The following is a 21,097-nucleotide window of genomic DNA, read 5'->3' on the forward strand; positions in this document are numbered from 1 at the left end:
CCATGTTTCTGCCCTTTTTCGAAAACCTCCGTAAAGCAGGCATTCCCGTTTCTCTGCGTGAGTATCTGACCTTTCTTGAGGGGATGAAAAAAGGGCTGGCCACCTATGATGTCGAGGCGTTTTACTACCTGGCCCGCGTGTCGATGGTGAAGGACGAGCGCAACATCGACAAGTTCGACCGCGCCTTTGCCGCCAGTTTCGAAGGGCTGGATGAGATCAAGTTCGAACAGGTGCTTGAGGCAGTCGATATTCCCGGCGACTGGCTGGCCAAAATGGCCGAAAAACACCTATCCGAAGAGGAAAAGGCCGAGATCGAGGCCCTTGGAGGCTTTGATAAGCTGATGGAAAAGCTGCGCGAGCGGCTTGAGGAACAGAAAGGCCGTCATCAGGGCGGCAACAAGTGGATCGGCACCGCAGGGACGTCTCCGTTCGGAGCCTATGGCTATAACCCCGAAGGTGTCCGCATCGGCCAGAAAGAAAGCCGCCATCAGCGGGCGGTCAAAGTCTGGGATAAACGCGAATTCAGGAACCTGGACGACACGGTTGAACTGGGCACCCGCAACATCAAAGTGGCCTTGAAACGCCTGCGCCGATGGGCACGCGAGGGCGCGGCAGACGAGCTGGATCTGGACGGAACCATCCGTGCCACTGCCGAGCACGGCTATCTGGACGTCAAAACCCGCCCCGAGCGTCACAACGCGGTCAAAGTGCTGCTGTTTCTGGACGTCGGCGGTTCAATGGACCCGCATATCAAGGTGGTCGAGGAACTGTTTTCGGCGGCGCGGACCGAGTTCAAGCATCTGGAATACTACTATTTCCACAATTGTCTGTACGAAGGTGTATGGCGCGACAACCGCCGCCGCTGGGACCAGCAGACCCCTACCCACGAGGTGCTGCGCACATATGGGTCGGATTACAAATGCATCTTCGTTGGCGATGCCTCAATGAGCCCATACGAGATCGCCTATCCCGGCGGCGCGAACGAACACTGGAATCAGGAAGCCGGGCAAATCTGGCTGCAACGCGCACGCGAACAGTGGGCATCTAATTTGTGGATCAATCCGGTGCCCGAGAAATATTGGGAATACACCCACTCTATCGGCATGATCCGCGAGATATTCGAGGATCGGATGGTGCCGATGACACTGGCCGGACTGGAACAGGGAATGCGGGAACTGACGCGGTAAAGCCAGTTCCCGGCGTTCGTATCACCCGGCTATCATCTGAATACCAAGAAACAGACCTGCTGCCAGCAGCGCCGCCGCAGGAACCGTAATCACCCACGCTGCAATGATAGTCAGGAAATGCGACCGGCGGACCAGCTTACGGCGACGGCGCTCCTCGGGGGCGACACGCGGACGCTCCGGAACGGCCATGCTGGCGCGTCTCAGTCGCCGCTCTGCATCCCATTCGCGGAAAAAACCCACTCCGAAAACGGCACCGACGGCGATATGGGTCGAGCTGACCGGCAGGCCGAGCCAGCTGGCGACGATTACCGTGATTGCCGCAGACAGCGCCACGCAATAGGCCCGCATGGGGTTAAGCTTGGTGATCTGGCTGCCAACCATTCGGATCAGTTTCGGACCGAACAGAAACAGGCCAAACGAGATGCCAAACGCCCCAATGATCATGACCCAGTAAGGGATACTGACAGCATGGGTGAAATCACCCGAGGCCGAGGCTTGAACGATTGCCGCCAGCGGCCCCACCGCGTTGGCCACATCGTTTGCCCCATGCGCAAAGCTCAGCAATGCAGCAGAAACGATCAGTGGAATCCCAAAGAGGGTTTTGAGGGATTTATTGCGGTTCTCCAGCCCTTCGGATTGGCGCCGGATTACCGGGATCATGGCCGCCCAGACCAGTCCGCCGCATGCCGCACCAATCAACAATGCGGTTCCGATGTCGATCTTGATGACCTTCTTGAGGCCTTTGAGCGCCAGATAGGACGCAAAGGCACCTGCCATGATCCCGACCAGCATCGGCACCCATTTACGTGCGGCGGCGATCTTGTCGTCCTGGTAGATGATTCGAGCCTTGATGAACCAGAGGAATCCGGCAGCGACGACCCCGCCGAGAACCGGAGAAATCACCCAGCTGGCGGCAATCTTGCTCATGGTGCCCCAGCTCACCGCTCCGAATCCGGCAGCGGCGATACCTGCGCCCATGACGCCGCCCACAACCGAATGCGTGGTTGAAACAGGCGCACCTATCCATGTCGCGAGGTTGACCCAAAGCGCAGAAGACAAAAGCGCTGCCATCATCGCCCAGATGAAGACATTCGCGGTGCCCATGCTTTCGGGCGCGATGATACCCTTTGCGATGGTCGATACCACATCACCACCGGCGATCAGCGCACCGGCGCTTTCAAATATCGCTGCGATCGCAATGGCACCACCCATGGTCAGCGCATTGGCCCCGACCGCCGGCCCCATGTTGTTGGCCACATCGTTGGCGCCAATGTTCAACGCCATATAGGCCCCGAACATGGCCGCGATCACGACAATGAGCATATTGCTGTCCTGTCCGAACAGGAAAGCCGCCACGAGACCCGCGATGACGATGAAGGCAAAGGCGATGCCGGATCCTACAACCGGGCGTCCGACCTGAGCGGTCGCCACTTCGAGGCGTGAAAAGCGTCGTAGATCTCGGTCGAGTGTTTCCAGGTGGCGGGCTTCGTAGTCTTTATCGGCCATGGGTTCCTCATTTATAGCGCCCCGTGGGTTAAGTTGGATCGACCTATTAATCAACAGTTCAGTCGCGGAAAGGCTGACTTACCGGGCGGCCCGAGGAGGTTCTCTTGTGGCAATTGCTGAACGGGTGCCCACGCTCTTTGCTTGCGCAATGCCTGCATTCGACCCATATCTAACCTATGCTCCGATTTACCCCGATCCTGCTGGCGATCGCTTATGCCATTGTGATGTACCGGATTTCCGTCTGGCGCACGCATCGCGAACTGGATGCCAAATCAACCGAGCTGGCCGATCCTGCCCTCAAACGAATGACCGATAGGTTGGCGGCCGCTTTGGAAATCGACCGGGTGCCCGTTTATATCTACGAGATCGATCCGGTGAACGGGTTGGCTGCCCCGGACGGACGGATTTTCATAACTCGGGGATTTTATCGTAAGTTTCGCAACGGCGAGGTTTCGGCCGAGGAGATGGCAAGTGTCATTGCCCATGAGCTGGGTCACGTAGCGCTTGGACATGCGCGGCGTCGTATGATCGATTTTTCCGGGCAAAACGCGTTGCGGGCGGCGTTGATGATGTTGCTGAACCGGTTCATTCCCTTCATTGGCGCATGGATTGCCAATATGTTGACGCATCTCTTGGCGTCGCGCCTGTCGCGTGGGGATGAGTATGAGGCAGATGAATACGCCGCCGCGCTTCTGACTAAGGCAGGAATTGGCATCGGGCCGCAGAAATCGCTGTTTCACAAACTCGAGGACCTGACGCAGCAGCGGGCGGGAGTGACTCCGGCGTGGTTAATGAGCCACCCGAAAACTGATGAGCGGATCGCGGCACTAGAAGCGCTGGAACAACGCTGGGGTGCGGGTGGATAAATTTGGGAAGTGAGGTGCCAGCCCCTCGCGCCTCTCGAAGTATTTTTAGCGCGATGTAGAAGAATTCGATCTAGGTGGTAAGCGCCTTACCCAGCCGTGGGAGACGGGCTTTTTTCATCAGAGCGCGTAAGCTCCATTGATCCCCGGACAGGCGGTTGGCCACGGCAAGGGTGCGATTGGCCGTGTCGGCCATGCCGTCAGGATCAGAGAGCCAGAAACCGTGCAGAAGTGAGTCTGGGTCTCGGCGCTGAAGCCCCTCTTCGGCCAAAATGTTTCGCGGAAAGTCTTTGGCATTGACCGTTACGATTACGTCTGCCGAGGCGGCTATCGCAGTTGCCAATACGTGTATGTCGGCACTGTCAGGCAGCCAAAGACGTTGCTCGAGCCCCGATATTGCCGGACGTTCCGCGCCAGGCCATTGAGCTTGTGTCAGAGCGATTTCAGCGCGCGCCTGAGCCTCGCCCTGCGGGCCCAACTTGCGCGCGGCGCGGGCCCATTCTTCGAGAATACGGGGGGACCAAATTGGGGTAAAATGGCCCAGCCTGGCGGCCCCCAGCAGCATTTCTCGCATCACCGTGGGATAGATGACACAGGTATCCAGAACCGCTTTCACAGCCGATAGAACACGGCTTTGAGGTAGCCGCTTTCAGCCAGTTGCGGCAATTGCGGATGGTCTGGCCCGGCGAAACCGGTGTGGATCAGCTGTGCCTGCCGCCCTGCCCGGCCAATCCCGCGCGAGGACGCGTCGCGGAACCGGCCCAGATCAGCGGCGTGCGAACAAGAGCAAAGGCCCAGATAACCACCGGGCTTAACTAGCGGTGCGGCCAGTCGCGCCACTCGTTCGTAGGCGCGCAAGCCTGCGTCCAGCGCCTGTTTCGATGGGGCAAACGCGGGCGGATCGCAGATGACCACATCAAATTGCGCACCTTCCGCTCCCAGTTGTGTCAGCACATCGAATGCGTCACCTTGCCGGGTTTGAAAGCGGTCGGCAAAACCAGACGCCCCGGCCCCCTGTGCAGCCAGTTCGAGCGCCGGGGTCGAGCCATCTACGGACAGTGCCTGTGCGGCCCCTCCGGCCAGCATCGCCAGACCAAATCCTCCGACATGGCTGAACACGTCCAGCACTTGCGCACCCGGCTGCACCAACTGTGCGGCAAAGGCGTGGTTGGGACGTTGGTCGTAGAAAAGGCCAGTTTTCTGACCTCCGGTCAGGTCGGCCATATAAGTCGCACCGTTCATTGGAACCGGCAACGGCGCGTCAGGTGCCGTGCCGCGAAGTGTCTGGTTCACGTCGTCCAACCCCTCGAGCCCGCGGGTACGGCCCGAGGCGTTTTTCAAAACCGTTGTAACACCGGTGACGGCGATCAGCGCGTCGGTCAGGGTCTCCAGATGCGCTTCGGCCCAGGCGGCGTTAGGCTGGATTACACAGGTATCACCGAAACGGTCGATGATGACACCGGGAAACCCATCGGCTTCGGCGTGGATCAACCGATAATAGGGCGCATTAAACAGACGTTCACGCATCTCTAACGCTCGGCGCAGCCGAGTTTCGAACCACTCCGCGTTCAGGTCCGCTTCGAGGTTGCGATCCAGTACGCGGCACATGATCTTTGAGTCAGGGTTCACCGCGACCAGCGCGACAGGTGCCCTCTTTTCGTCCTCGAGCACCGCCAATGCACCCGCCGGTATCTTGCGGGTGCGCCGGTCGGTGACGATGTCATTGGCGTAGACCCACGGGAAGCCGTGGCGCAGACCGCGCGCGTTGGCTTTGGGCTTTAGACGGATACGGGGGCGATCAACAGCTTGGGTCATGAGGCCCTCATAGTGAGGAACACGACGGGGGAAAAGCCCTAACGGGAGCGAGACCGCCAGCCACCGCGCCGTTTCGGAGACTGGGCAGATTTCAGCCCTTCAGCCAGCACCTGCGTCATTGGGTGATCTGCATCCTGCTCAACGTAGGAGGCATGCAATGAGGCCAGGGCCTGATTTTGATCTCGGTCGTCGGGCAGGCTGAGCGCCCAGTCAAGGAAGATACTGCGGCACTCGGGCAAAGTGATGCCCTCAATGCGGTAAGCCTCGCGGATCAGGCCCTTATGATCGTTTGGATCGTCACTGCGTGGCATCTTCCCCCTCCCCAATCACGTGGCCGATAATTTCAGCCGCGCTGGAATATGCATCTTGTACTGCGGCTTGCAACTGCGCGACATGTTCGAACCCGGTTGCCCGGCACAGGAAGGCGGAGCCTCCCTCGCCAATCTTGTCGGCCTCGATGGTCTTTCCGGACAGCAGACGCGCCGCGCATTGCACGGACCAACATAGATCGTAGCTATCCTTGAGCGTTTGCGCCTGAGCGACATCCAGCAAGTCGGCAGCGACAGCGCCATCCAGACCCGCGTGGACATCGCGTTGCGAAATGCCAGATAACAGCGCCCCCGTTTCAGCCATCAACTCGATGTCCATTAACCGTCCGGGGCCATTTTTAGCGTCCCATATCCCCGCCGGAGTTTTGGCGGCGGCCAGACGGGCACGCATTTCGGCAACGTCTCGCAGTACTTTCGTGCGGTCTTCGGGCTGAGCTAGGAAATCCGAGCGAAACGTTTCAATATCCTGTGCCAGTTCCGCGTTGCCCGCGACAATGCGGGCGCGTGTCAGGGCAAGGTGTTCCCAGACCCACGCCTCTTTTTGTTGATAGTTGGTGAAACTGGCCCAACTGGTGGCGACTGGTCCCTGATTGCCTGATGGGCGCAGGCGCATGTCGACCTCATAGAGCCGCCCCTGAGACATCGGGGCGGACAGCGCAGTGATCAACGCCTGTGTGAAACGGGCGTAATATGTACGCGTCGCCAAAGGGCGCGGACCGTCTGACATATCCTGATCAAGCGGATCGTAGATCACGATCATGTCCAGATCGGATTGCGAGTTGATCCGGCCCGCACCCAGCGACCCCATGCCCAATACCGCCGCACCGCGCCCAGGTGCCGGTCCGTGTTTGCTGGTGAAATGATCCGTCACACAGGGTAGAATCGCGGCAATTACAGACCCTGCCAGCTCAGCATATTGCTGCCCGGCTTGTGCGCCGTCGATCAATCCCCGAAGGTGATGAACGCCGATGCGGAAGTGCCATTCCTTGCACCAACGGCGGGCAAAATCGAGTTGCGTCTCATAATCTGCTTCGTGCGAAAGCGCCCGCTCCAACTCGGCCTGCAAGGCGGCCTGCCCCGGCCATTCGCTAAAGAAGCTGCCGCCGATCACGGCATCAAAAACCGAGGCATTCCGTGACAAATGCGCGGCCAGAGCGTGCGAAGTACCTACGATATCCACCAGCAAGTCGATCAGGTGCGGATTGGCCTCGAACAGAGAAAACAGCTGCACTCCGGCGGGAAGCCCGGACAGAAAGCCATCCAGCGCTTGAAGCGCCTCGTCGGGTTTTGCGGTTTTCGATAAACGGGACAACAGTTCAGGCTTTAACCGCTCGAATATCCGCGCACCCCGTTGTGAGCGCAGCGCCGGATATGTAGTCCACCGGGCCAGAACGCTCTGGTCGAAATGCGTTTCCCCAAAAGGCGTTGGCGTCGAAGATCCCGGAGCGAAAAACCCTTCGGTCAGCTCATGTACTTCAGTCAACCGACGGGTCAGGTCGGCCGTCAGTTCAGCGCTGTCGATACCCATCAGACAGGCCACACGTTCGATCCCATCGGGCGAATTCGGCACTTTATGGGTCTGGGCGTCGTGCACCATCTGAATGCGATGTTCGACTTCGCGGTGTGCACGGTAGTGATCGGTCAGCTTGTCGGCCACGTCCTGCGGAACCCAGTCCTTCTTCGCTAACGCCGCAAGTCCGGATACTGTGCCCCGCACTCGCAGATCGGCGTCCCGCCCCCCGGCAATCAATTGACGTGTCTGGGTGAAAAACTCAATCTCGCGAATTCCGCCCTGCCCCAGTTTCATGTCATGGCCAGGTATGGTCAGCGCGCCACCGGTGCCTTTGTTCTCACGAATGCGCAGCCGCATATCGTGGGCGTCCTGAATGGCCGCAAAATCCAGATGTCTACGCCAGACGAAAGGGCGCAACGCATCCAGAAAGCCTTGCCCCGCTGCCATATCCCCAGCGCAGGGTCGCGCTTTGATATAGGCAGCGCGCTCCCATGTTCGGCCAAGGCTTTCATAGTACCGCTCGGCTGCTTCGGTGGCCAAACAGACCGGTGTCACCGCCGGGTCGGGGCGCAAACGCAGATCGGTGCGGAATACATAGCCGTCAGCGGTCTTGTCGCTGAGCGTGGCGCAAAAGTTACGCGTCGCACGCACCATACCCTGCCGCGCTTCGAAGAAATCATCCAGGTCAAAACGAGTTTCGTCGAACAGAACGATCAGGTCGATATCCGAACTGTAGTTCAGCTCGTGTGCACCCATCTTGCCCATAGCCAGAATGATCATCCCGGCGGCCGTATCGACGTCATCTGACGTCATTCCCGGCAGCTTTCCGCGCCGGATTAAAGCGGCAATTTCAGCCTTGGCCGCCACATCCGCGGCCAACGCGCCAAAATCCGTTAAAACCGCTGTCACCTTTTCCAACGGCCATGCCCCGGCCAGATCGGCCAGCGCTGTCAACAACGCCAACCGTCGCTTGGCCTGTCGCAGCCCCGGCTTCAATTGATCCGGCGGCAAAGCCAGCGCCTCCGCCATCACATCGTCCAACGCCTGATCCGGGTGGTTCAATGCCTGCGGCACCCACTCTTTTTCCCTGTCGATCAGGCTTTTGAGGTACGGGCTTGACCCAGCAGCACCGGCAACCAACTCCCCCAGCTCGGGCGGTACGCCAGACACAGTCGAACGTGCTTCCTCGCCCAGCGACGGATCAAAAGCGCGCGGCACACGATGAACTGAGAGAGGCCCGGTCATTTGCCCTCCAGCGGCGTGTCCTGGCTGAAACTGTTGACCCAGACGTCGTGGCGGCGTTCCCATAACGATGAAATCAGCATTGCCTCCCACGTCTCGGCTTCGGGGCGCTGGTAATCCGCACGATAGGTAAGCAGAACGATATCCGGCGTTAAAATACGGAGTTTCGTTTCGCTTAGGTCGTACCGGGCCATCGTGGGGGCGTCAGCAAATTGCCCCACATGATCATCCCGGTTTGCAAATCCCGTGGGATACACCCCCAGAAAATCCGCGCTCAGCAACGCACGGTCGGCTGAGGCATTTCCCTCGACCAACGCAGCCCAGACCTGCTGTTCCAGCGCCAGAATGTCGTCAAGAGTCGGGGGGGGCGTTTTTTCTGTGTTCTGCATGGGTGTAGTTTGACACATCTATTTACAGTAACCCGGAACATGCCGAATTACCCCGGAAGAACACGGACAGGCGTTTAAAATAAAGGGTCATAAGTACCTCCAGCGATTCCAATGGGTTTCAACCTATTGCCTTTCAAACCCCGTTAAAACCGGCCTTTTACGGGCAATCATGAAATCTGCGACATCAATGTTTGCAAATGCCGTCAGCTTGGCAATGCGTCATGTAAAAAAGGTGTGTGTTGGCAAAGCGGGTTCAAATCCCACCAGGAAAACGCCTTCAAAGATCGATCTGAACCGGGAAAAATGCCGCCCAGTTATGGCTAGGATTCCCAGAAACGCAATTTTCGTTTTGTTTTCAATATTTTGACGAGCGCCCAGCTATTTGAGCGCCCGTCTATTCTGGGAAAGGATTTTGCGTCTAAGCTGCTGTGGCCATCAAGCGGTCTAAAAGCTCTGGTCGGTTTTGTTCATCAATCAGCATAGGCGCGCAAAGCGTTCGGTTGACAGATGGGTCGCAGCTCATCTGGAAAGGTCTGTACGATCGCCCATCCTCAACACCAGAAAATCGAGCGCCGCACGGTTTTGCATCATAGCCAATCGATCGCAACAAGCGGCCAAAGCTGGCGGGTGATAAAGAAATTAGAGACTGGCCACCATTCTTCCTGCTGATCCGGCAAAGCCCATAGACCACTGCCTTTAGTGCGGTTGCGCGTTCGTTGGCGCTCAATTCGCTCTCATCTAGCACCAACCGAGTGCATTCCCAAGTATCATGGGCTTCTGGATAATCAGACATCAGGTCGCCAGGAATAAAGCTCAGTTTGCTTTGATGGGCATCCTTGAGCATGTAGGTCCACCCCATCCAACTACTGGAACAGGGTAGCGCTCGCCCTCCGGCAACGGCTTTTCCTCCCATTGTCACAATCGAATAAGCGGCCTTTGGGTGATCGTATTGATCCATCTCGTAGGTGCCGTCGTGAGCCAGAGACCAGCCCAGTCCGTCTACAAACGCTCGCTTTCTGAGAGATAGATAGCTGGCGAAGCAATCGCCATGTTTGTGCAGGTTGGTGAATAAGAAAGTATGTAGTTCCATGTGAGCCTCCTAGATGGCCGCATGGAACTCCAACATTTAGTTTAAGTCATAGACAAAACGCTAAAACCAACCGTTTGTTATCGCAAATGATACTAGGGACGCAGACGAGAGGGTGCCGGTTTTTTCAAAACTCGTCCTTCTTCTCTTTCTGACAGTGGGAACGCTAATGTCCAGTTGTTCAGCGATTTCCTTGTCTCTTAACCCTGACGCCATCATTCGCACGACTTCAAGCTCGCCCGCACTTAAGACATTCGGGCATGTGTCCGGTGCGAATAGATGATGAATTGCACTAGCGGCAGCCTTCGCTTGGCGAACTTCCTGCGACCCCCACTTCTCGCCAGAACAGCTAACTATGGTGCTGACCCCTCCGAGTTTTAGGGAAAGCGTGTTACCTTCAACTAATCCAAACCTACGAGCTGCAGGAAATACTGGGTTGTCCGGGTAAAGCCTGTCCAACTCGGTCCAGGTGAAATGACCAACGTATTTTTGCCCATGAATGATTGTCGGATCATGAAGCAAGAAAGCCTGATCGACGTATGTGTCCTGCCAATCCTTCCGGTACGAGGAGTGGACATAGATTGGCTTGTTAGCATCAAACCCAACGCCAATGGAAAACCCCGCCGATGACAGTCGTGTGAGTACAGACAGAAAAGTAAATTCGGTATCACTTATCATATTGGCAATGCCCGTTATACGTGTATCGTACAGGACGCATATCGTACCCAGAAAAGTATCACAAGTGATAAAGTCTAAACAGAGCGCAAGTAAAGAACGGGCTTCTACTGAAACCCTTTTGGACATAGCAAAACACCTTGAACGCCTAGACCGAATAGGCCCAGACGTCATGGAAACGGAATTTGAGAAAGCAGTATCGACCCTAGAATCACTTCGGTCTGGCGCTGGCTAACAACTTACTAAGGAGCGAGGCGTCCTCTTCATTCAGATCCATCGCCTCGCTCAATTTGTCCGCAGCACGCTTGCTGGCATCTTCACTCATAAACAAATAGCTGGCTTCGATCCCCGCCACCTCACAGATCTTTATGATCTTGTCGACGGTCGGATTGATCCTGCCATTCAGCATCTTGCTGACATATTCCTCATTGAAGCCAGCTGCGCTTGATACCGCTTTATAATTGAGGTTTCGCGCATCCAAAGCCTCGCGCAGTCTAATGCGCCAGGGCTCCAATTCGCCTTGTTTATTATTGGCAGTCTTACTCATGCGGCAAACATCTCACGGAAATATATTTCGCGCAAATGGAAATGACAGCTTTTGCGAAATTTTGACTTCTACTGATTAGAAAAATATTTCTACTAAGTGTTGATTATAGGTTGCGTACTTAGACATATATTTCTATCCTCTGGAACTAACGGAGGTCAGCATGTCACGTAAACCAACCATCAAAGCCCCAATGAGTGGCCTCGAATTCCAAAAGTTCCTCAAGGAGGAGATCGAGCGACGCAACAGCGGTCTTGAAAGGCTCTACTTATCCGATCTCGGGAAACTGTGCGGTTGTTCTGGGCGCTATATCGGCCACTTGCTGGCTGATGATGATCCAAATCCAACAACCCGAATGATGCGGTGCATCCTCTTTACTTTGGGATACGCGATCGAAAAGCCGGAGGAGGATGTGATCCCCTTCCTGAAATCCAAAAGCGTCTACGACCCTGAAATACACGGCGTGGAGCGCAAGTAATCATGACCAAACATACCAAGATTACTCCCACCCAAGGTATCCACGGTGCGCCTATCCGAACACTGCCTACCTTGGGCAACTACCCTGACGGCGACGGGTTACCGCCGTCAGGGTCTTTTCCTGACACTGAATGCCGGCCACTCACGCCGCCAGCCTCCGGTCGCTCCGCAATTTCGGGTTGTGACCGGAGGCACCAACCTGGCCGAAAGATCTCTGACTGGCTCGGGGATATTGTCGGGGCGATTTGTGTTTTTGCTATCCCCTACCTTTTTCTTCTAATTGCGAGTGCCTTCCAATGAGCGCTGACGGCAAACTGATCGAATTTACAGCGTCTCCTTTGACGGATGCACAGAGGATGAAGGCCCTAATGGACGCAGTCGCTGCCCTGTCCACTTTGGAGGGTCAATCTTCGATCATCCGTTTGCAGCGCAAGACGGCAATGTCAGAGGGAAACTACGCTCTATCTGATGCTCTTGCCGAGCGTGAAACTGTGGCCGTCGAAGAAGAGGTGACGGCGATGTATGTCGTGGTCGCTCAGGTCAAAATCCTTTCTGGAACTGGCATTCTGGAACGGTGCTGCGATCACCTGAACGGGGAGGTCGCAGGACAAATCTGATGCACGAACAACAGGCCCTTCAGAACCCAACCTTTGTTCCCCTCAAATCGGCGCAAAAAGACGCTGAGGGAGGGCCTGTCGAACTCTCTAACCACTATCCAAATCTTTGGAGTAACCCAATGCGTGAAGCAAAACTGATCGAAACACGAAACATCCCGATCGCAGATATCGAAGTCTCAGACCGGCTTAGACCAGTCTCTGAATCTGCTGTTGAAAGCCTGAAACAGTCGATCGAGACTGTCGGGCTGCACAATGAAATTCATGTGCGGCGAGTCAAGAAAAGCGGAGCGCTGCGCCTTATTGCTGGCGGTCACCGAATTGCCGTCTTCGTTAGGCTCGGCCGAGACGAAATACCGGCCAAGGTCTGGGATTGCACAGATGAATGGGCTGAGCTTGCAGAGATAGACGATAACTTGGCCCACGCGGAGCTGAGTACCCTTGAACTCTGCGTCTTTCTGGCTCGGCGCAAGGACGTTTATGAACGGGCTTTCCCTCAAACCAAAGCAGCGGTTGGTGCGGAGCTGGCGAAGAAGCGCTGGCATGCGGAGGACAACGTGTCCGTCGCATCTTTTGTTGTGTCCACCGCTGAGAAGATGGGTGTCTCGACCCGTAATATAGGCCGTCTTGTCTCGGCCGGTCAGAAGCTGACAGCAAAGGAAGTGCGGGATCTCGAGAAAGCACCGAAACCCGTCACGCTCAAAGATCTTCAGGTGATCTCGAAGTGCGGCAACCCGACAGAACGTCAGGATATTGTACAGGCGCTGAGCGCGGGGGAAGCAAAATCCGCAAATGAAGTGTTGTCAAAGAAGAAACAGCCCGGCGCAGCCGTAGTCAGCCCCGTTGAAGCGGCCCAGAACAAGATTGCTGACGCGTGGGCGCGGGCTCCGAAAGAGGCGCGCAGGCGCTTTGTATCGACGCATCTGGCCGAGCTGCGCGAGTTGATTGACGACAATGACGCTGAAACTAGCGAAGTCGTTCAATTCCGGTCCCATGACAGGGAGGCACGCGCATGAGTGCTATTGAACCTCGCAAACTATGGTGGAGTGCCGATGAGTTGGCTGCATCGAACCTGCCCGAGCTTCCGGGCACAAAGCGCGGCATCAATGCTCTGGCTGAGCAACTGAGTTGGCGGAATGCGCCGGGTTGCACACGCAAGAAGCCGGGTCGCGGCGGTGGTTGGCTGTATCATTGGTCAGTGTTGCCACTGGCGGCACGCCAGGCACTGCTTAAGGACGCAATGCGGCCGGACGCCGAACCTGAAAAACAGCGCCTAGAACGCGGCGATGCGTGGGCTGCCTTTGACAGTTTGCCAGCTAAGACAAAGGAAACAGCGGCAAACCGGTTAAAAGCGATTCAACTTGTAGACACGCTTTACGGCACCGGTTTGAAACATGTTCAAGCGGTGGAAGCCGCTGCTAATGAACAAGGTGTTTCGGCCCGATCGATCTACAATTGGATTGAAATGATCGAAGGTGTCGCTGATGAGGATCGGCTTGCATACCTCGCACCACGCAACCGAATGGCCAAGCGTGAAAAGGTCAAGGCTACATGCTCCCCTGAGTTTTTGGAGCATTTAAAGGGGCTTTATCTGCGCCTCGAAAAGCCGACTTTCAAACAGTGCTACCGGGTCGCGGTCAAAATGGCTGAGAAGCGAGGCTGGGATATCCTCAAAGAGCGCACGGCCCTGCGGCGCATCGAGACCGAAGTACCACGAATTACCCAAGTCTTTGCCCGCGAAGGTGAGGCTGGCCTGATGCGGTGCTTTCCTGCCCAGATCCGTGATCGATCGACGATGACGGCCATGGAAGGAGTTAATGCGGACTGTCACAAGATCGACGTGTTTGTGCGCTGGCCCGATGGCACCATCAATCGGCCTCAGATCGTTGGCTTTCAGGATATCTACTCGGGGAAAGTCTTGTCCTGGCGCGTTGATCATGACCCGAACAAGGTCATGGTTATGGCTGCATTTGGTGAGATGGTCGAAGCTTACGGCATCCCCAAACACTGCCTATTCGACAACGGCCACGAGTTTGCAAACAAATGGATGACGGCCGGAAGCCCGACCCGTTTCCGATTTAAAGTCCGTGAGGATGATCCACTCGGCGTGCTGCCCCTCCTGGGGATCAAAGTGCATTGGGCGCAACCGGCGCACGGTCAGGCAAAGCCGATCGAGCGGGCGTTCCGCGACCTAGCCAGTGACGTGGCGAAAGACCCACGTTTCAGCGGCGCGTATGTCGGAAATCGCCCCGATGCCAAGCCGGAAAACTACGGTAGCCGAGCCATCCCGGCTGAGACATTTCTTGCGGTCCTGGCCGAGGGAATCAAGGAACACAACTCCCGCGATGGACGTATTTCACACACCACCGAAGGGCGCAGCTTCGATCAGACGTTTGCGGATAGCTACGAGACTGCTCCCATCTGCAAAGCAACCGAAGAACAGCGGCGCTTATGGCTTATGGGCCAGCACATTGGGATGCTGAACCGTCGCAACGGTCAACTGACAATCCACGGCAACCAGTACTATTCGGAATGGATGAGCGAAGCGGCTGGTCAGCAAGTGATTGCTCGATTTAACCCTGAAGATCTGCACGCGGGTGTCTATGTCTACGACGCCAAGGGTGGCTTTCTGGGGTTTGCCGAATGCCGCCAGAAAGTTGGGTTCTTCGACCTGTCTGGAGCCAAGGAAGAAGCCCGCCGCCGTCGCCGGATCAAGAAAGCTGAAAGGGAGCTTCTGAAAGCTCATCGCCCGGTTTCGATCGAAGAGATCGCCGCATCGATGGAGCCTGAAGCGCCTGAGCAACCCGAACTGGAAGCCAAAGTCGTTGCCCCAATGTTTGGCAAACGACTGGGTCCATCGCCTGCCCGCCCCGTTTACGACAGTGTTGATGATGCTGAACTGGACGCGGCGCAGAATGCTCTGATTTTGAGCATGCAGGGCCGTCAGGACGAAGAACCTGAGCCCGAAGAACCAGCGGAGTTTCAGGTGTCCGAGGATGCCGACGCCCGCTTTGTGCAAGCCCAGGACATTATTCGCCGGTCAGATGCCGGGGAACCTGTCGGACGCGCCGAGGCGCGTTGGGTGGCTAGTTATACGAGTACTGCGGAATACGAAACGCACCTTTTAATGCGCGAGCATTTTGACCTTGGCGGAGCCGGAAAGGGCCGAGCCTGAAATCGCCGCCGTCCGAACTCCACTCCGAGACGGCGGCCTGAGCAGAAACAGGAGACAAGATGTCAGATAACATGGCATTGGGCAACATCATCCAGCCGCTGCGCAACGTCGCTTCGCTGGTGAAGCTGATCAAAGAGGTGCAAACGCGCCAGTTTGGTTTGCCCGGCATCGGAGTGTTTTTCGGGTATCCGGGATACGGAAAGACTTATGCGGCGATCCATTGCACAGCCGCATTAGACGCGATCCACATTTCGGTTCAAAAACTTTGGACTAAGAAAACCCTACTGGATCAAATCCTGCGGGAGCTGGGCGTGTCGCCCAAAAAGACGCTGGCAGAAATGATGATGCAAGCGTGCGAACATCTGGCGATTGCCGGTCGGCCATTGCTGATTGACGAAGCGGATTATGCGGTCTCACGTGGGCTGATCGAGGTTATCCGTGACCTGCACGACGGCTCGGATGTGCCGGTGATCCTGATCGGTATGGAGGAGTTGCCGCAAAAGCTGCGGAATTGGGAGCTGATCGACAGCCGCATCATGGGGTATGTTCCAGCAGAGCCCGCCACCTTGAAAGACGCACAGTTTCTGGCTCGTATTTACGCGCCGGACGTTCAGATTGGCGATGACCTGCTTGCCCATATCATCGAGCGCAACACAGGTAACGTGCGGCGCACTGTGACCGATCTGGCGTATGTACAGCGCCGCAGCGCGACGATGGATCTTCAGGAAATCTCTCTTGATGACTGGGGTAACGCCCCCTTTCTGCGAAGTGACGCGCCCACACCCCGGAGGGGATTGCTGTGACGTTTCAAGACCCCGAACACAAGGTTATCTGGGACTTTCTGCACAGTCGTCAGCGCGTGACCTACAAAGAGATCGCGGCCGAATGCCCCGGTTCTGCCTGGAAGCGCGAAAACTATCTGCTGCGCTTGCGCAAAAGCGGTGTGTTGAAATTTTGCGGCCGCGAGGGATACGTCCAGTATTTTACCGTTTTTGATGTTGATAAAGTGAATGCCGAAGCGGCTAAATCCGCAACCATTGAAACAGACCAACAGTGGTCGGCCACCCGCCTGGACGCCAAACTGAAGGAGATGGCCGAAAAGGCGGAAGAAGCCCCCGAGGTTAGCTTTGAGCCTGCTGACAAGGATGAGGAGGCATTCTGGACTTTTGCCCGCAGTGTCGCCCGTTTCAACGCTGAGGATGTTTCAAAAGCCTGCGGTTTCTCGGAAAGCAAGCGCAATGGCATCCTGCGCAAAATGCTTCAATCGAAACACATCTGGGAATGGGGGCGGGAAAAAAGGGTTCTTTTTTATACGGCCCTTTCCCTGAAGGAACAGCACTCCCGCTCGAAGGATCTGCGCCGCACCAAAGTTGGCGACATCTGGACTGCGATCAGAATCCGTCGCGTGTTCTATCCAGAGGATATTCTGGCGTCCTTGGCGGCAAACGTGATTCCGATCAAGCTGCGGGACGTGGTTGATTACTGCAAAATGCTGGAGCAAGCCGGATACCTTAAGGAAATCCGCCAAACCAAATCCAAGCAAACGAACAAGCGATACCGCCTCGTCAAAAACACTGGTCCCCTTCCGCCAGTCAAAAAGCGTGTAGCCGTCGTCATAGATGGCAACGAAGACCGGATCGTTCACGCGGCAGGAGGTCGCCTCGGATGAGCGATCGGATGGACGCTGCACAGGCTGGATGGGGTGAGGTACCGGATTGGGTCGCCGCGCTGGTTCAGGCTTGTGACAACACCTCTCAGAACAAGGTAGCTGAACGGTTGGGTGTTTCCTCGTCAACCGTCAGTCAGACGATCCGCAACATCTACCCTGGGCGCACAGAAACCGTCGCAGACCGGGTGCGCGCAGTCTTTATGAATGACACGGTCAATTGCCCCGCGTTGGGAGAAATGGCCGCAGAGGCGTGCCTTAACTGGCGCGATCGGTCCAAATCCCTCGCATCGGCCAGCCCTATCCGCGTGAGGATGTTTAACGCCTGCAGACGTTGCCCTCGTAACAATCAGGAGGACGGCAAGTGACACAAGAACCTCTCCTCTCGTCTTTGGGAATTAGCGATTGGTGGGCCTTGGTTGTCCTAGGCGGAATTTATGCCTGGCTGTTCTGGACACTCTTTCCACCCTTTCGACCAGTCCTACAGCGGCTGGCAAGCTTTCACTTTCAACGCAGCAACCGGAGAAACTCCAAATGAGCGCACATTTTAAACCCCATCCGATTCCTGACGGGACAGTCCTGGTCGGCGGCAAAGAGTACATGCCGAACAGCAAAGGCGGGTTGGTTCCAGTGGAATTGGTGAAGCCGCAGGACAAACTGCAGGACGAAACCGTGCGCAAGATCATCGGATACGGCAAAGCCCTGTCCGATCAGGTCAGCCGGTTCAAGGCGCACACCTTTGGCGACATCAGCGACTTTGAAGCGATCTTGGCGCAGGAATATGAAACAACGATCGGCGGCAAGAAAGGCAACAAAACACTGATGACCCATGACGGGTTGTTCAAAGTTTCCGTCCAGGTCGCTGACAATATCGACTTTGGCCCCGAGCTTCAGATCGCAAAGGGACTGGTGGACGAGTGCCTGAACGAATGGGCTGCCGATTCTCGCCCCGAAATCCGCGCGATCGTGACGAAAGCCTTCAACACCGACAAGGAAGGCCAAATCAATCACTCGGAAATCTACATGCTGCTGCGGCTTGAGATCGAGGACGAGCGCTGGCAGCGCGCCATGAAAGCGACCCGAGATGCGATGCGTGTTGTCGGCTCAAAGACCTATGTTCGCTGCTATGAGCGCGCGGCACCTGATGCGCCTTGGCAGGCGATCACCATCGATCTGGCGAAGGCTTGAGAGGGCTGCGGAATGAGCCGGGAATTTTCATTTGACGAACGTGGAACCATGGCACGCGGTGCATCCCTTGTGATGCTCAACAACAGCCACGGCGACAACGATCAACCTGTATCTGGCGGGCATGGTGCGGTTCTCAAGCGCGGTGCACGGGTCGCGGCGCGGGATCTGGATCGCCAATTGCTGGGCGCTGGCGACGATACCGTGGCGGCGCTGGCCGAGTTGCACGGCAAGAGTGTTTTGGAGCTTCAGGGCCGTCAGCGGATCATTGACGAAGTCATTCAGCGCCAGTTTCTGGAGACTGGGTCATGAGCCGCGCACTACAACAGAAAATCCATGTCGGGTGCCGTGAACTTGGCCTCGATGCTGACGAACGTCGTGACCTCCAACTGGCAGTGACCGGCAAAGCGTCCATGCGGGACATGGATGAAAGTGACCTGAAGCTTGTCTTGAACCGGCTTAAAAATGACGGGTTTAAAGCCTCTTCAAAACATGGCTCCAAGGTCCAAAAGAAGGCACCTCGCGCGGATCTGCGCCTTGTCCACGTCCTCTGGCGCAAGCTAGGCGAGGCTGACAAACTGCGTGACCCGAGCCGGGCTGGACTGAACGCATTCGTGCGCACGCGGTTCGAAGGCACATGGAAATCGGTCCCGATAGACATCGACGCTTTGCGCGATGCCGGTCAGATCAGCCAGTTGATCAACGCGCTCAAAGACTGGTGCCGTCGTGAAGGTGTGACCCTGGACAAATGAACCTGCCCTTCAAGCCATATCTGCCGGGCGTACTTGCCCTGATCGCTGAGGAAATCAGTGAAGAGGTCGCCGTGCGCCTGGCAGAAGAACGTGGCGGTCGGGAAATCTATATCCCTCAGAGCGCTAAAGCCGGATCGGAGCTGGTGCGGATCTTCGGCGCAGACGATGCCGCCGAGCTGATCAAACTTCTGGGCCATGGCAAACTTGTCGTGCCCTGCGGCAACATTGGCGGTGAAGCCGGACGTCGCGCCCGCATCGTCGCCCTGCTTGGGCAAGGTCTATCACACTCGCAAATCGCCGCAGAGGTTGACGTACATGTCAGAACTGTGGAACGTACAGCGGCGAGCCTTCGTGATGACCGCGCTCCCAAACTCCCCTTTTAACTCCAAAATCTGACTAACCCCGACAGTTGTCCGGGCGCTAATGGTGCGGGCGTTTGCGTAGCTTCGTCGTGAACGACGGAGCAAGCAATGCGACCTATTTCCAAAATCATTATTCATTGCGCGGCGACAAAGCCGACGCAGCTTATCGGTGCCGCCGAAATCAAGTCCTGGCACACTGATCCAAAACCATACGGCAACGGCTGGTCGGATATCGGCTATCACGCAGTCATCCGCCGTTCTGGCGAAATCGAGTTCGGCCGACCAATTAGTCGAGCTGGCGCGCATGTAATTGGTCACAACACGGGCTCGATCGGGATCTGCCTTGTTGGCGGGCACGGTAGTTCGGCTAACGACAAGTTTCATGATCACTTCACAGAGGCCCAGCTCAAAGCGCTGATTGGATTTCTGCAAGGTGTGAAGCTGATGCTACCGAACGCAACAATCCACGGTCACAACGAGTTTGCGGCCAAAGCCTGTCCTGGCTTCCACGTCAAGAATTGGCTGCAGGAGGTCGGGCTGTGAAAACCAAAGTCAAACTAAAGGAAATCTTGGCCGCAGTCGCGCCCACCCTCGCCACCGCGCTGGGTGGGCCGCTGGCTGGTGTGGCAACCAAGGCCATCGCGGGCAAGCTGCTGGGTAAAGATGACGCCAGCTACGCAGAGGTCGAGGCCGCTGTTGCTTCGGCTTCTGGTGCTGATCTGGTGAAACTAAAGGCGCTTGAAATCGAGTTTAAACAGCACCTGAAAGACGCCGATATCCAGCTTGAACGCATCGCGGCCGATGACCGCAACAGCGCCCGGCAACGGCAGGTACAGATCAAGGACTGGACCCCAACCATTCTGGGGCTGGCAATCATCCTCGGGTTCTTCGGGGTGCTGGCTTATATCTTCCGCTTTGGCCTGCCTGACAACGGCGGCGAAGTGCTGCTGATCATGCTGGGTTCACTGGGTGCCATGACCACTCAGGTCGGCAATTACTTCTTCGGATCGTCCACTGGGTCCAAATCTAAGGACGCGATGATCGCGGAGCTGAAGGGTGCCGCGAAGTGACGATCGATTTTGACACCGGGCTAAAAGTTATCACCTTGCTCTTGTCCGTCGGGGCAATGATCTACAGCTTTTTGGCTAACCGGAAGAAAGACACCGACATCCGGTTCAAAGAAGGGTCCAAACGCATGGATGCGCTGGATCTAGAAATTGCGACATTGAAACACACGGTCGCCACCCTCCCCGGCAAAGACGACATTCATTCTCTGCAAGTCGAACTGGTACGCGTCACCGGAACGCTCGGTGAAATGCGGGCAATGATGGACGGTAATGCCAAGATAATGGCCCGACTGGAAAGCGTTGTCGGCCGTCACGAAGATCACCTTATTGATGGAGCCAAGAAATAGATGGGCGACTATGTAAGCACCCTCTCCAAACACCGCCGCCTCACGATCCTGAAGTTTCTGAAGGACAGCCCTGAATACACGTCCAACGCCTCGATCCTTGTTGAGGTCTGCAACGGATTCGGTGTGACTTCGACCCGCGATCAGGTTGCCGGTGACATCGCCTGGATGCGTGAGAACGGCATGGTGACCTATGAAGACCGCAGCGACTTCATCGTCGTCACCGCCACCGCGCGCGGCGTTGAGATCGCAGAGGGCAAGGCGCGGCATGACGGCGTTCAGCGCCCCCGGCCGGGGGCGTAAAC

26 protein-coding genes are annotated in these 21,097 nt (G+C 56.6%); 17 read left to right on the plus strand and 9 right to left on the minus strand.

All coding sequences use genetic code 11. The features are described from left to right. The first annotated feature begins 2 nt into the window (after positions 1–2). A complete protein-coding gene (locus ACR0IY_RS03955) occupies positions 3–1,187 on the plus strand; it encodes a vWA domain-containing protein (protein ID WP_480670535.1) in 1,185 nt (394 codons plus the stop codon). 21 nt (positions 1,188–1,208) lie between these two features. Here ACR0IY_RS03955 and ACR0IY_RS03960 read toward each other — a convergent pair whose 3' ends face one another. Next, positions 1,209–2,693 carry an inorganic phosphate transporter gene (locus ACR0IY_RS03960; RefSeq protein ID WP_480670536.1) on the minus strand — a complete coding sequence of 495 codons (1,485 nt, stop codon included), beginning with the start codon at positions 2,691–2,693 and terminating at the stop codon, positions 1,209–1,211. 176 nt (positions 2,694–2,869) lie between these two features. Here ACR0IY_RS03960 and ACR0IY_RS03965 point away from each other — a divergent pair, with 176 nt between their 5' ends. Next, complete coding sequence (locus ACR0IY_RS03965) at positions 2,870–3,559, plus strand: M48 family metallopeptidase (RefSeq protein WP_480670537.1); 690 nt, start codon at positions 2,870–2,872, stop codon at positions 3,557–3,559. A 70-nt stretch (positions 3,560–3,629) separates the two neighbouring features. On the opposite strand, the gene ACR0IY_RS03970 is transcribed toward ACR0IY_RS03965, so the two are convergent. From ACR0IY_RS03970 to ACR0IY_RS04005, 8 genes are all read right to left on the minus strand, one after another. Further along, positions 3,630–4,172, minus strand: coding sequence for an RSP_2648 family PIN domain-containing protein (locus ACR0IY_RS03970; RefSeq protein ID WP_480670538.1), 543 nt, complete (start codon positions 4,170–4,172; stop codon positions 3,630–3,632). Then, positions 4,169–5,371, minus strand: a complete 1,203-nt coding sequence (locus ACR0IY_RS03975; RefSeq protein WP_480670539.1) for an RSP_2647 family RNA methyltransferase — start codon at positions 5,369–5,371, stop codon at positions 4,169–4,171. Before ACR0IY_RS03975 ends, ACR0IY_RS03970 begins: the two co-directional genes overlap by 4 nt. Positions 5,372–5,409: 38 nt before the next feature. Continuing rightward, the gene (locus tag ACR0IY_RS03980) at positions 5,410–5,682 is read right to left on the minus strand and encodes a hypothetical protein (protein ID WP_480670540.1); all 273 of its coding nucleotides are present in this window, start codon (positions 5,680–5,682) and stop codon (positions 5,410–5,412) included. After that, positions 5,669–8,458 (minus strand): [protein-PII] uridylyltransferase family protein, encoded by a 2,790-nt coding sequence (locus tag ACR0IY_RS03985; RefSeq protein WP_480670541.1) that lies wholly within the window; start codon positions 8,456–8,458, stop codon positions 5,669–5,671. Before ACR0IY_RS03985 ends, ACR0IY_RS03980 begins: the two co-directional genes overlap by 14 nt. Then, positions 8,455–8,844, minus strand: a complete 390-nt coding sequence (locus ACR0IY_RS03990) for a DUF4440 domain-containing protein (RefSeq protein ID WP_480670542.1) — start codon at positions 8,842–8,844, stop codon at positions 8,455–8,457. Before ACR0IY_RS03990 ends, ACR0IY_RS03985 begins: the two co-directional genes overlap by 4 nt. 418 nt (positions 8,845–9,262) lie before the next feature. Then, the gene (locus tag ACR0IY_RS03995; RefSeq protein ID WP_480670543.1) at positions 9,263–9,934 is read right to left on the minus strand and encodes an acyl-homoserine-lactone synthase; all 672 of its coding nucleotides are present in this window, start codon (positions 9,932–9,934) and stop codon (positions 9,263–9,265) included. A 60-nt stretch (positions 9,935–9,994) separates the two neighbouring features. After that, positions 9,995–10,735, minus strand: a complete 741-nt coding sequence (locus tag ACR0IY_RS04000; protein ID WP_480670544.1) for a helix-turn-helix transcriptional regulator — start codon at positions 10,733–10,735, stop codon at positions 9,995–9,997. An 82-nt stretch (positions 10,736–10,817) separates the two neighbouring features. After that, positions 10,818–11,153, minus strand: a complete 336-nt coding sequence (locus tag ACR0IY_RS04005) for a helix-turn-helix domain-containing protein (protein WP_480670545.1) — start codon at positions 11,151–11,153, stop codon at positions 10,818–10,820. A gap of 160 nt (positions 11,154–11,313) precedes the next feature. On the opposite strand from ACR0IY_RS04005, the gene ACR0IY_RS04010 reads away from it, so the two are divergent. The 15 genes from ACR0IY_RS04010 to ACR0IY_RS04080 all read left to right on the plus strand — a co-directional run bounded on the left by ACR0IY_RS04010 (position 11,314) and on the right by ACR0IY_RS04080 (position 21,095). After that, positions 11,314–11,628, plus strand: coding sequence for a hypothetical protein (locus ACR0IY_RS04010; protein ID WP_480670546.1), 315 nt, complete (start codon positions 11,314–11,316; stop codon positions 11,626–11,628). Between the two features lie 295 nt (positions 11,629–11,923). Further along, positions 11,924–12,244 (plus strand): hypothetical protein, encoded by a 321-nt coding sequence (locus tag ACR0IY_RS04015; RefSeq protein ID WP_480670547.1) that lies wholly within the window; start codon positions 11,924–11,926, stop codon positions 12,242–12,244. A 119-nt stretch (positions 12,245–12,363) separates the two neighbouring features. Beyond that, a complete protein-coding gene (locus tag ACR0IY_RS04020; protein ID WP_480670548.1) occupies positions 12,364–13,257 on the plus strand; it encodes a ParB/RepB/Spo0J family partition protein in 894 nt (297 codons plus the stop codon). Then, positions 13,254–15,416 (plus strand): transposase domain-containing protein, encoded by a 2,163-nt coding sequence (locus ACR0IY_RS04025; RefSeq protein WP_480670549.1) that lies wholly within the window; start codon positions 13,254–13,256, stop codon positions 15,414–15,416. Before ACR0IY_RS04020 ends, ACR0IY_RS04025 begins: the two co-directional genes overlap by 4 nt. 59 nt (positions 15,417–15,475) lie before the next feature. Further along, entirely contained in the window at positions 15,476–16,219 is a 744-nt protein-coding gene (locus ACR0IY_RS04030) for an AAA family ATPase (protein ID WP_480670550.1), read from the plus strand. Then, positions 16,216–17,085, plus strand: a complete 870-nt coding sequence (locus ACR0IY_RS04035; RefSeq protein ID WP_480670551.1) for a hypothetical protein — start codon at positions 16,216–16,218, stop codon at positions 17,083–17,085. Before ACR0IY_RS04030 ends, ACR0IY_RS04035 begins: the two co-directional genes overlap by 4 nt. After that, complete coding sequence (locus ACR0IY_RS04040; protein WP_480670552.1) at positions 17,082–17,450, plus strand: helix-turn-helix domain-containing protein; 369 nt, start codon at positions 17,082–17,084, stop codon at positions 17,448–17,450. The genes ACR0IY_RS04035 and ACR0IY_RS04040 overlap by 4 nt, the downstream gene beginning before the upstream one ends. Before the next feature lie 166 nt (positions 17,451–17,616). Then, positions 17,617–18,270 (plus strand): DUF3164 family protein, encoded by a 654-nt coding sequence (locus tag ACR0IY_RS04045; RefSeq protein ID WP_480670553.1) that lies wholly within the window; start codon positions 17,617–17,619, stop codon positions 18,268–18,270. 12 nt (positions 18,271–18,282) lie between these two features. Next, entirely contained in the window at positions 18,283–18,579 is a 297-nt protein-coding gene (locus tag ACR0IY_RS04050; protein ID WP_480670554.1) for a hypothetical protein, read from the plus strand. Continuing rightward, complete coding sequence (locus ACR0IY_RS04055) at positions 18,576–19,019, plus strand: gp16 family protein (protein WP_480670555.1); 444 nt, start codon at positions 18,576–18,578, stop codon at positions 19,017–19,019. The genes ACR0IY_RS04050 and ACR0IY_RS04055 overlap by 4 nt, the downstream gene beginning before the upstream one ends. Continuing rightward, positions 19,016–19,402 (plus strand): helix-turn-helix domain-containing protein, encoded by a 387-nt coding sequence (locus ACR0IY_RS04060; protein WP_480670556.1) that lies wholly within the window; start codon positions 19,016–19,018, stop codon positions 19,400–19,402. The genes ACR0IY_RS04055 and ACR0IY_RS04060 overlap by 4 nt, the downstream gene beginning before the upstream one ends. Positions 19,403–19,489: 87 nt before the next feature. Then, positions 19,490–19,924 carry an N-acetylmuramoyl-L-alanine amidase gene (locus tag ACR0IY_RS04065; protein WP_480670557.1) on the plus strand — a complete coding sequence of 145 codons (435 nt, stop codon included), beginning with the start codon at positions 19,490–19,492 and terminating at the stop codon, positions 19,922–19,924. After that, positions 19,921–20,451 (plus strand): hypothetical protein, encoded by a 531-nt coding sequence (locus ACR0IY_RS04070; protein WP_480670558.1) that lies wholly within the window; start codon positions 19,921–19,923, stop codon positions 20,449–20,451. Before ACR0IY_RS04065 ends, ACR0IY_RS04070 begins: the two co-directional genes overlap by 4 nt. After that, on the plus strand, positions 20,448–20,795 hold the full coding sequence (locus tag ACR0IY_RS04075; RefSeq protein ID WP_480670559.1) for a DUF2730 family protein: 348 nt from the start codon (positions 20,448–20,450) through the stop codon (positions 20,793–20,795). Before ACR0IY_RS04070 ends, ACR0IY_RS04075 begins: the two co-directional genes overlap by 4 nt. Further along, entirely contained in the window at positions 20,796–21,095 is a 300-nt protein-coding gene (locus ACR0IY_RS04080) for a VpaChn25_0724 family phage protein (protein WP_480670560.1), read from the plus strand. Positions 21,096–21,097 lie beyond the last annotated feature (2 nt).

Source organism: Ruegeria sp. BC1 (assembly GCF_056539305.1).

Bases quoted from the DNA above. Each gene is read 5' to 3' on its own strand.
- ACR0IY_RS03955 (WP_480670535.1), top strand. From the start codon at position 3: ATGTTTCTGCCCTTTTTCGAAAACCTCCGTAAAGCAGGCATTCCCGTT.
- ACR0IY_RS03960 (WP_480670536.1), bottom strand. From the start codon at position 2,693: ATGGCCGATAAAGACTACGAAGCCCGCCACCTGGAAACACTCGACCGA.
- ACR0IY_RS03965 (WP_480670537.1), top strand. From the start codon at position 2,870: ATGCTCCGATTTACCCCGATCCTGCTGGCGATCGCTTATGCCATTGTG.
- ACR0IY_RS03975 (WP_480670539.1), bottom strand. From the start codon at position 5,371: ATGACCCAAGCTGTTGATCGCCCCCGTATCCGTCTAAAGCCCAAAGCC.
- ACR0IY_RS03980 (WP_480670540.1), bottom strand. From the start codon at position 5,682: ATGCCACGCAGTGACGATCCAAACGATCATAAGGGCCTGATCCGCGAG.
- ACR0IY_RS03985 (WP_480670541.1), bottom strand. From the start codon at position 8,458: ATGACCGGGCCTCTCTCAGTTCATCGTGTGCCGCGCGCTTTTGATCCG.
- ACR0IY_RS03990 (WP_480670542.1), bottom strand. From the start codon at position 8,844: ATGCAGAACACAGAAAAAACGCCCCCCCCGACTCTTGACGACATTCTG.
- ACR0IY_RS03995 (WP_480670543.1), bottom strand. From the start codon at position 9,934: ATGGAACTACATACTTTCTTATTCACCAACCTGCACAAACATGGCGAT.
- ACR0IY_RS04000 (WP_480670544.1), bottom strand. From the start codon at position 10,735: ATGTCCAAAAGGGTTTCAGTAGAAGCCCGTTCTTTACTTGCGCTCTGT.
- ACR0IY_RS04005 (WP_480670545.1), bottom strand. From the start codon at position 11,153: ATGAGTAAGACTGCCAATAATAAACAAGGCGAATTGGAGCCCTGGCGC.
- ACR0IY_RS04010 (WP_480670546.1), top strand. From the start codon at position 11,314: ATGTCACGTAAACCAACCATCAAAGCCCCAATGAGTGGCCTCGAATTC.
- ACR0IY_RS04015 (WP_480670547.1), top strand. From the start codon at position 11,924: ATGAGCGCTGACGGCAAACTGATCGAATTTACAGCGTCTCCTTTGACG.
- ACR0IY_RS04020 (WP_480670548.1), top strand. From the start codon at position 12,364: ATGCGTGAAGCAAAACTGATCGAAACACGAAACATCCCGATCGCAGAT.
- ACR0IY_RS04025 (WP_480670549.1), top strand. From the start codon at position 13,254: ATGAGTGCTATTGAACCTCGCAAACTATGGTGGAGTGCCGATGAGTTG.
- ACR0IY_RS04030 (WP_480670550.1), top strand. From the start codon at position 15,476: ATGTCAGATAACATGGCATTGGGCAACATCATCCAGCCGCTGCGCAAC.
- ACR0IY_RS04040 (WP_480670552.1), top strand. From the start codon at position 17,082: ATGAGCGATCGGATGGACGCTGCACAGGCTGGATGGGGTGAGGTACCG.
- ACR0IY_RS04045 (WP_480670553.1), top strand. From the start codon at position 17,617: ATGAGCGCACATTTTAAACCCCATCCGATTCCTGACGGGACAGTCCTG.
- ACR0IY_RS04050 (WP_480670554.1), top strand. From the start codon at position 18,283: ATGAGCCGGGAATTTTCATTTGACGAACGTGGAACCATGGCACGCGGT.
- ACR0IY_RS04055 (WP_480670555.1), top strand. From the start codon at position 18,576: ATGAGCCGCGCACTACAACAGAAAATCCATGTCGGGTGCCGTGAACTT.
- ACR0IY_RS04060 (WP_480670556.1), top strand. From the start codon at position 19,016: ATGAACCTGCCCTTCAAGCCATATCTGCCGGGCGTACTTGCCCTGATC.
- ACR0IY_RS04065 (WP_480670557.1), top strand. From the start codon at position 19,490: ATGCGACCTATTTCCAAAATCATTATTCATTGCGCGGCGACAAAGCCG.
- ACR0IY_RS04080 (WP_480670560.1), top strand. From the start codon at position 20,796: ATGGGCGACTATGTAAGCACCCTCTCCAAACACCGCCGCCTCACGATC.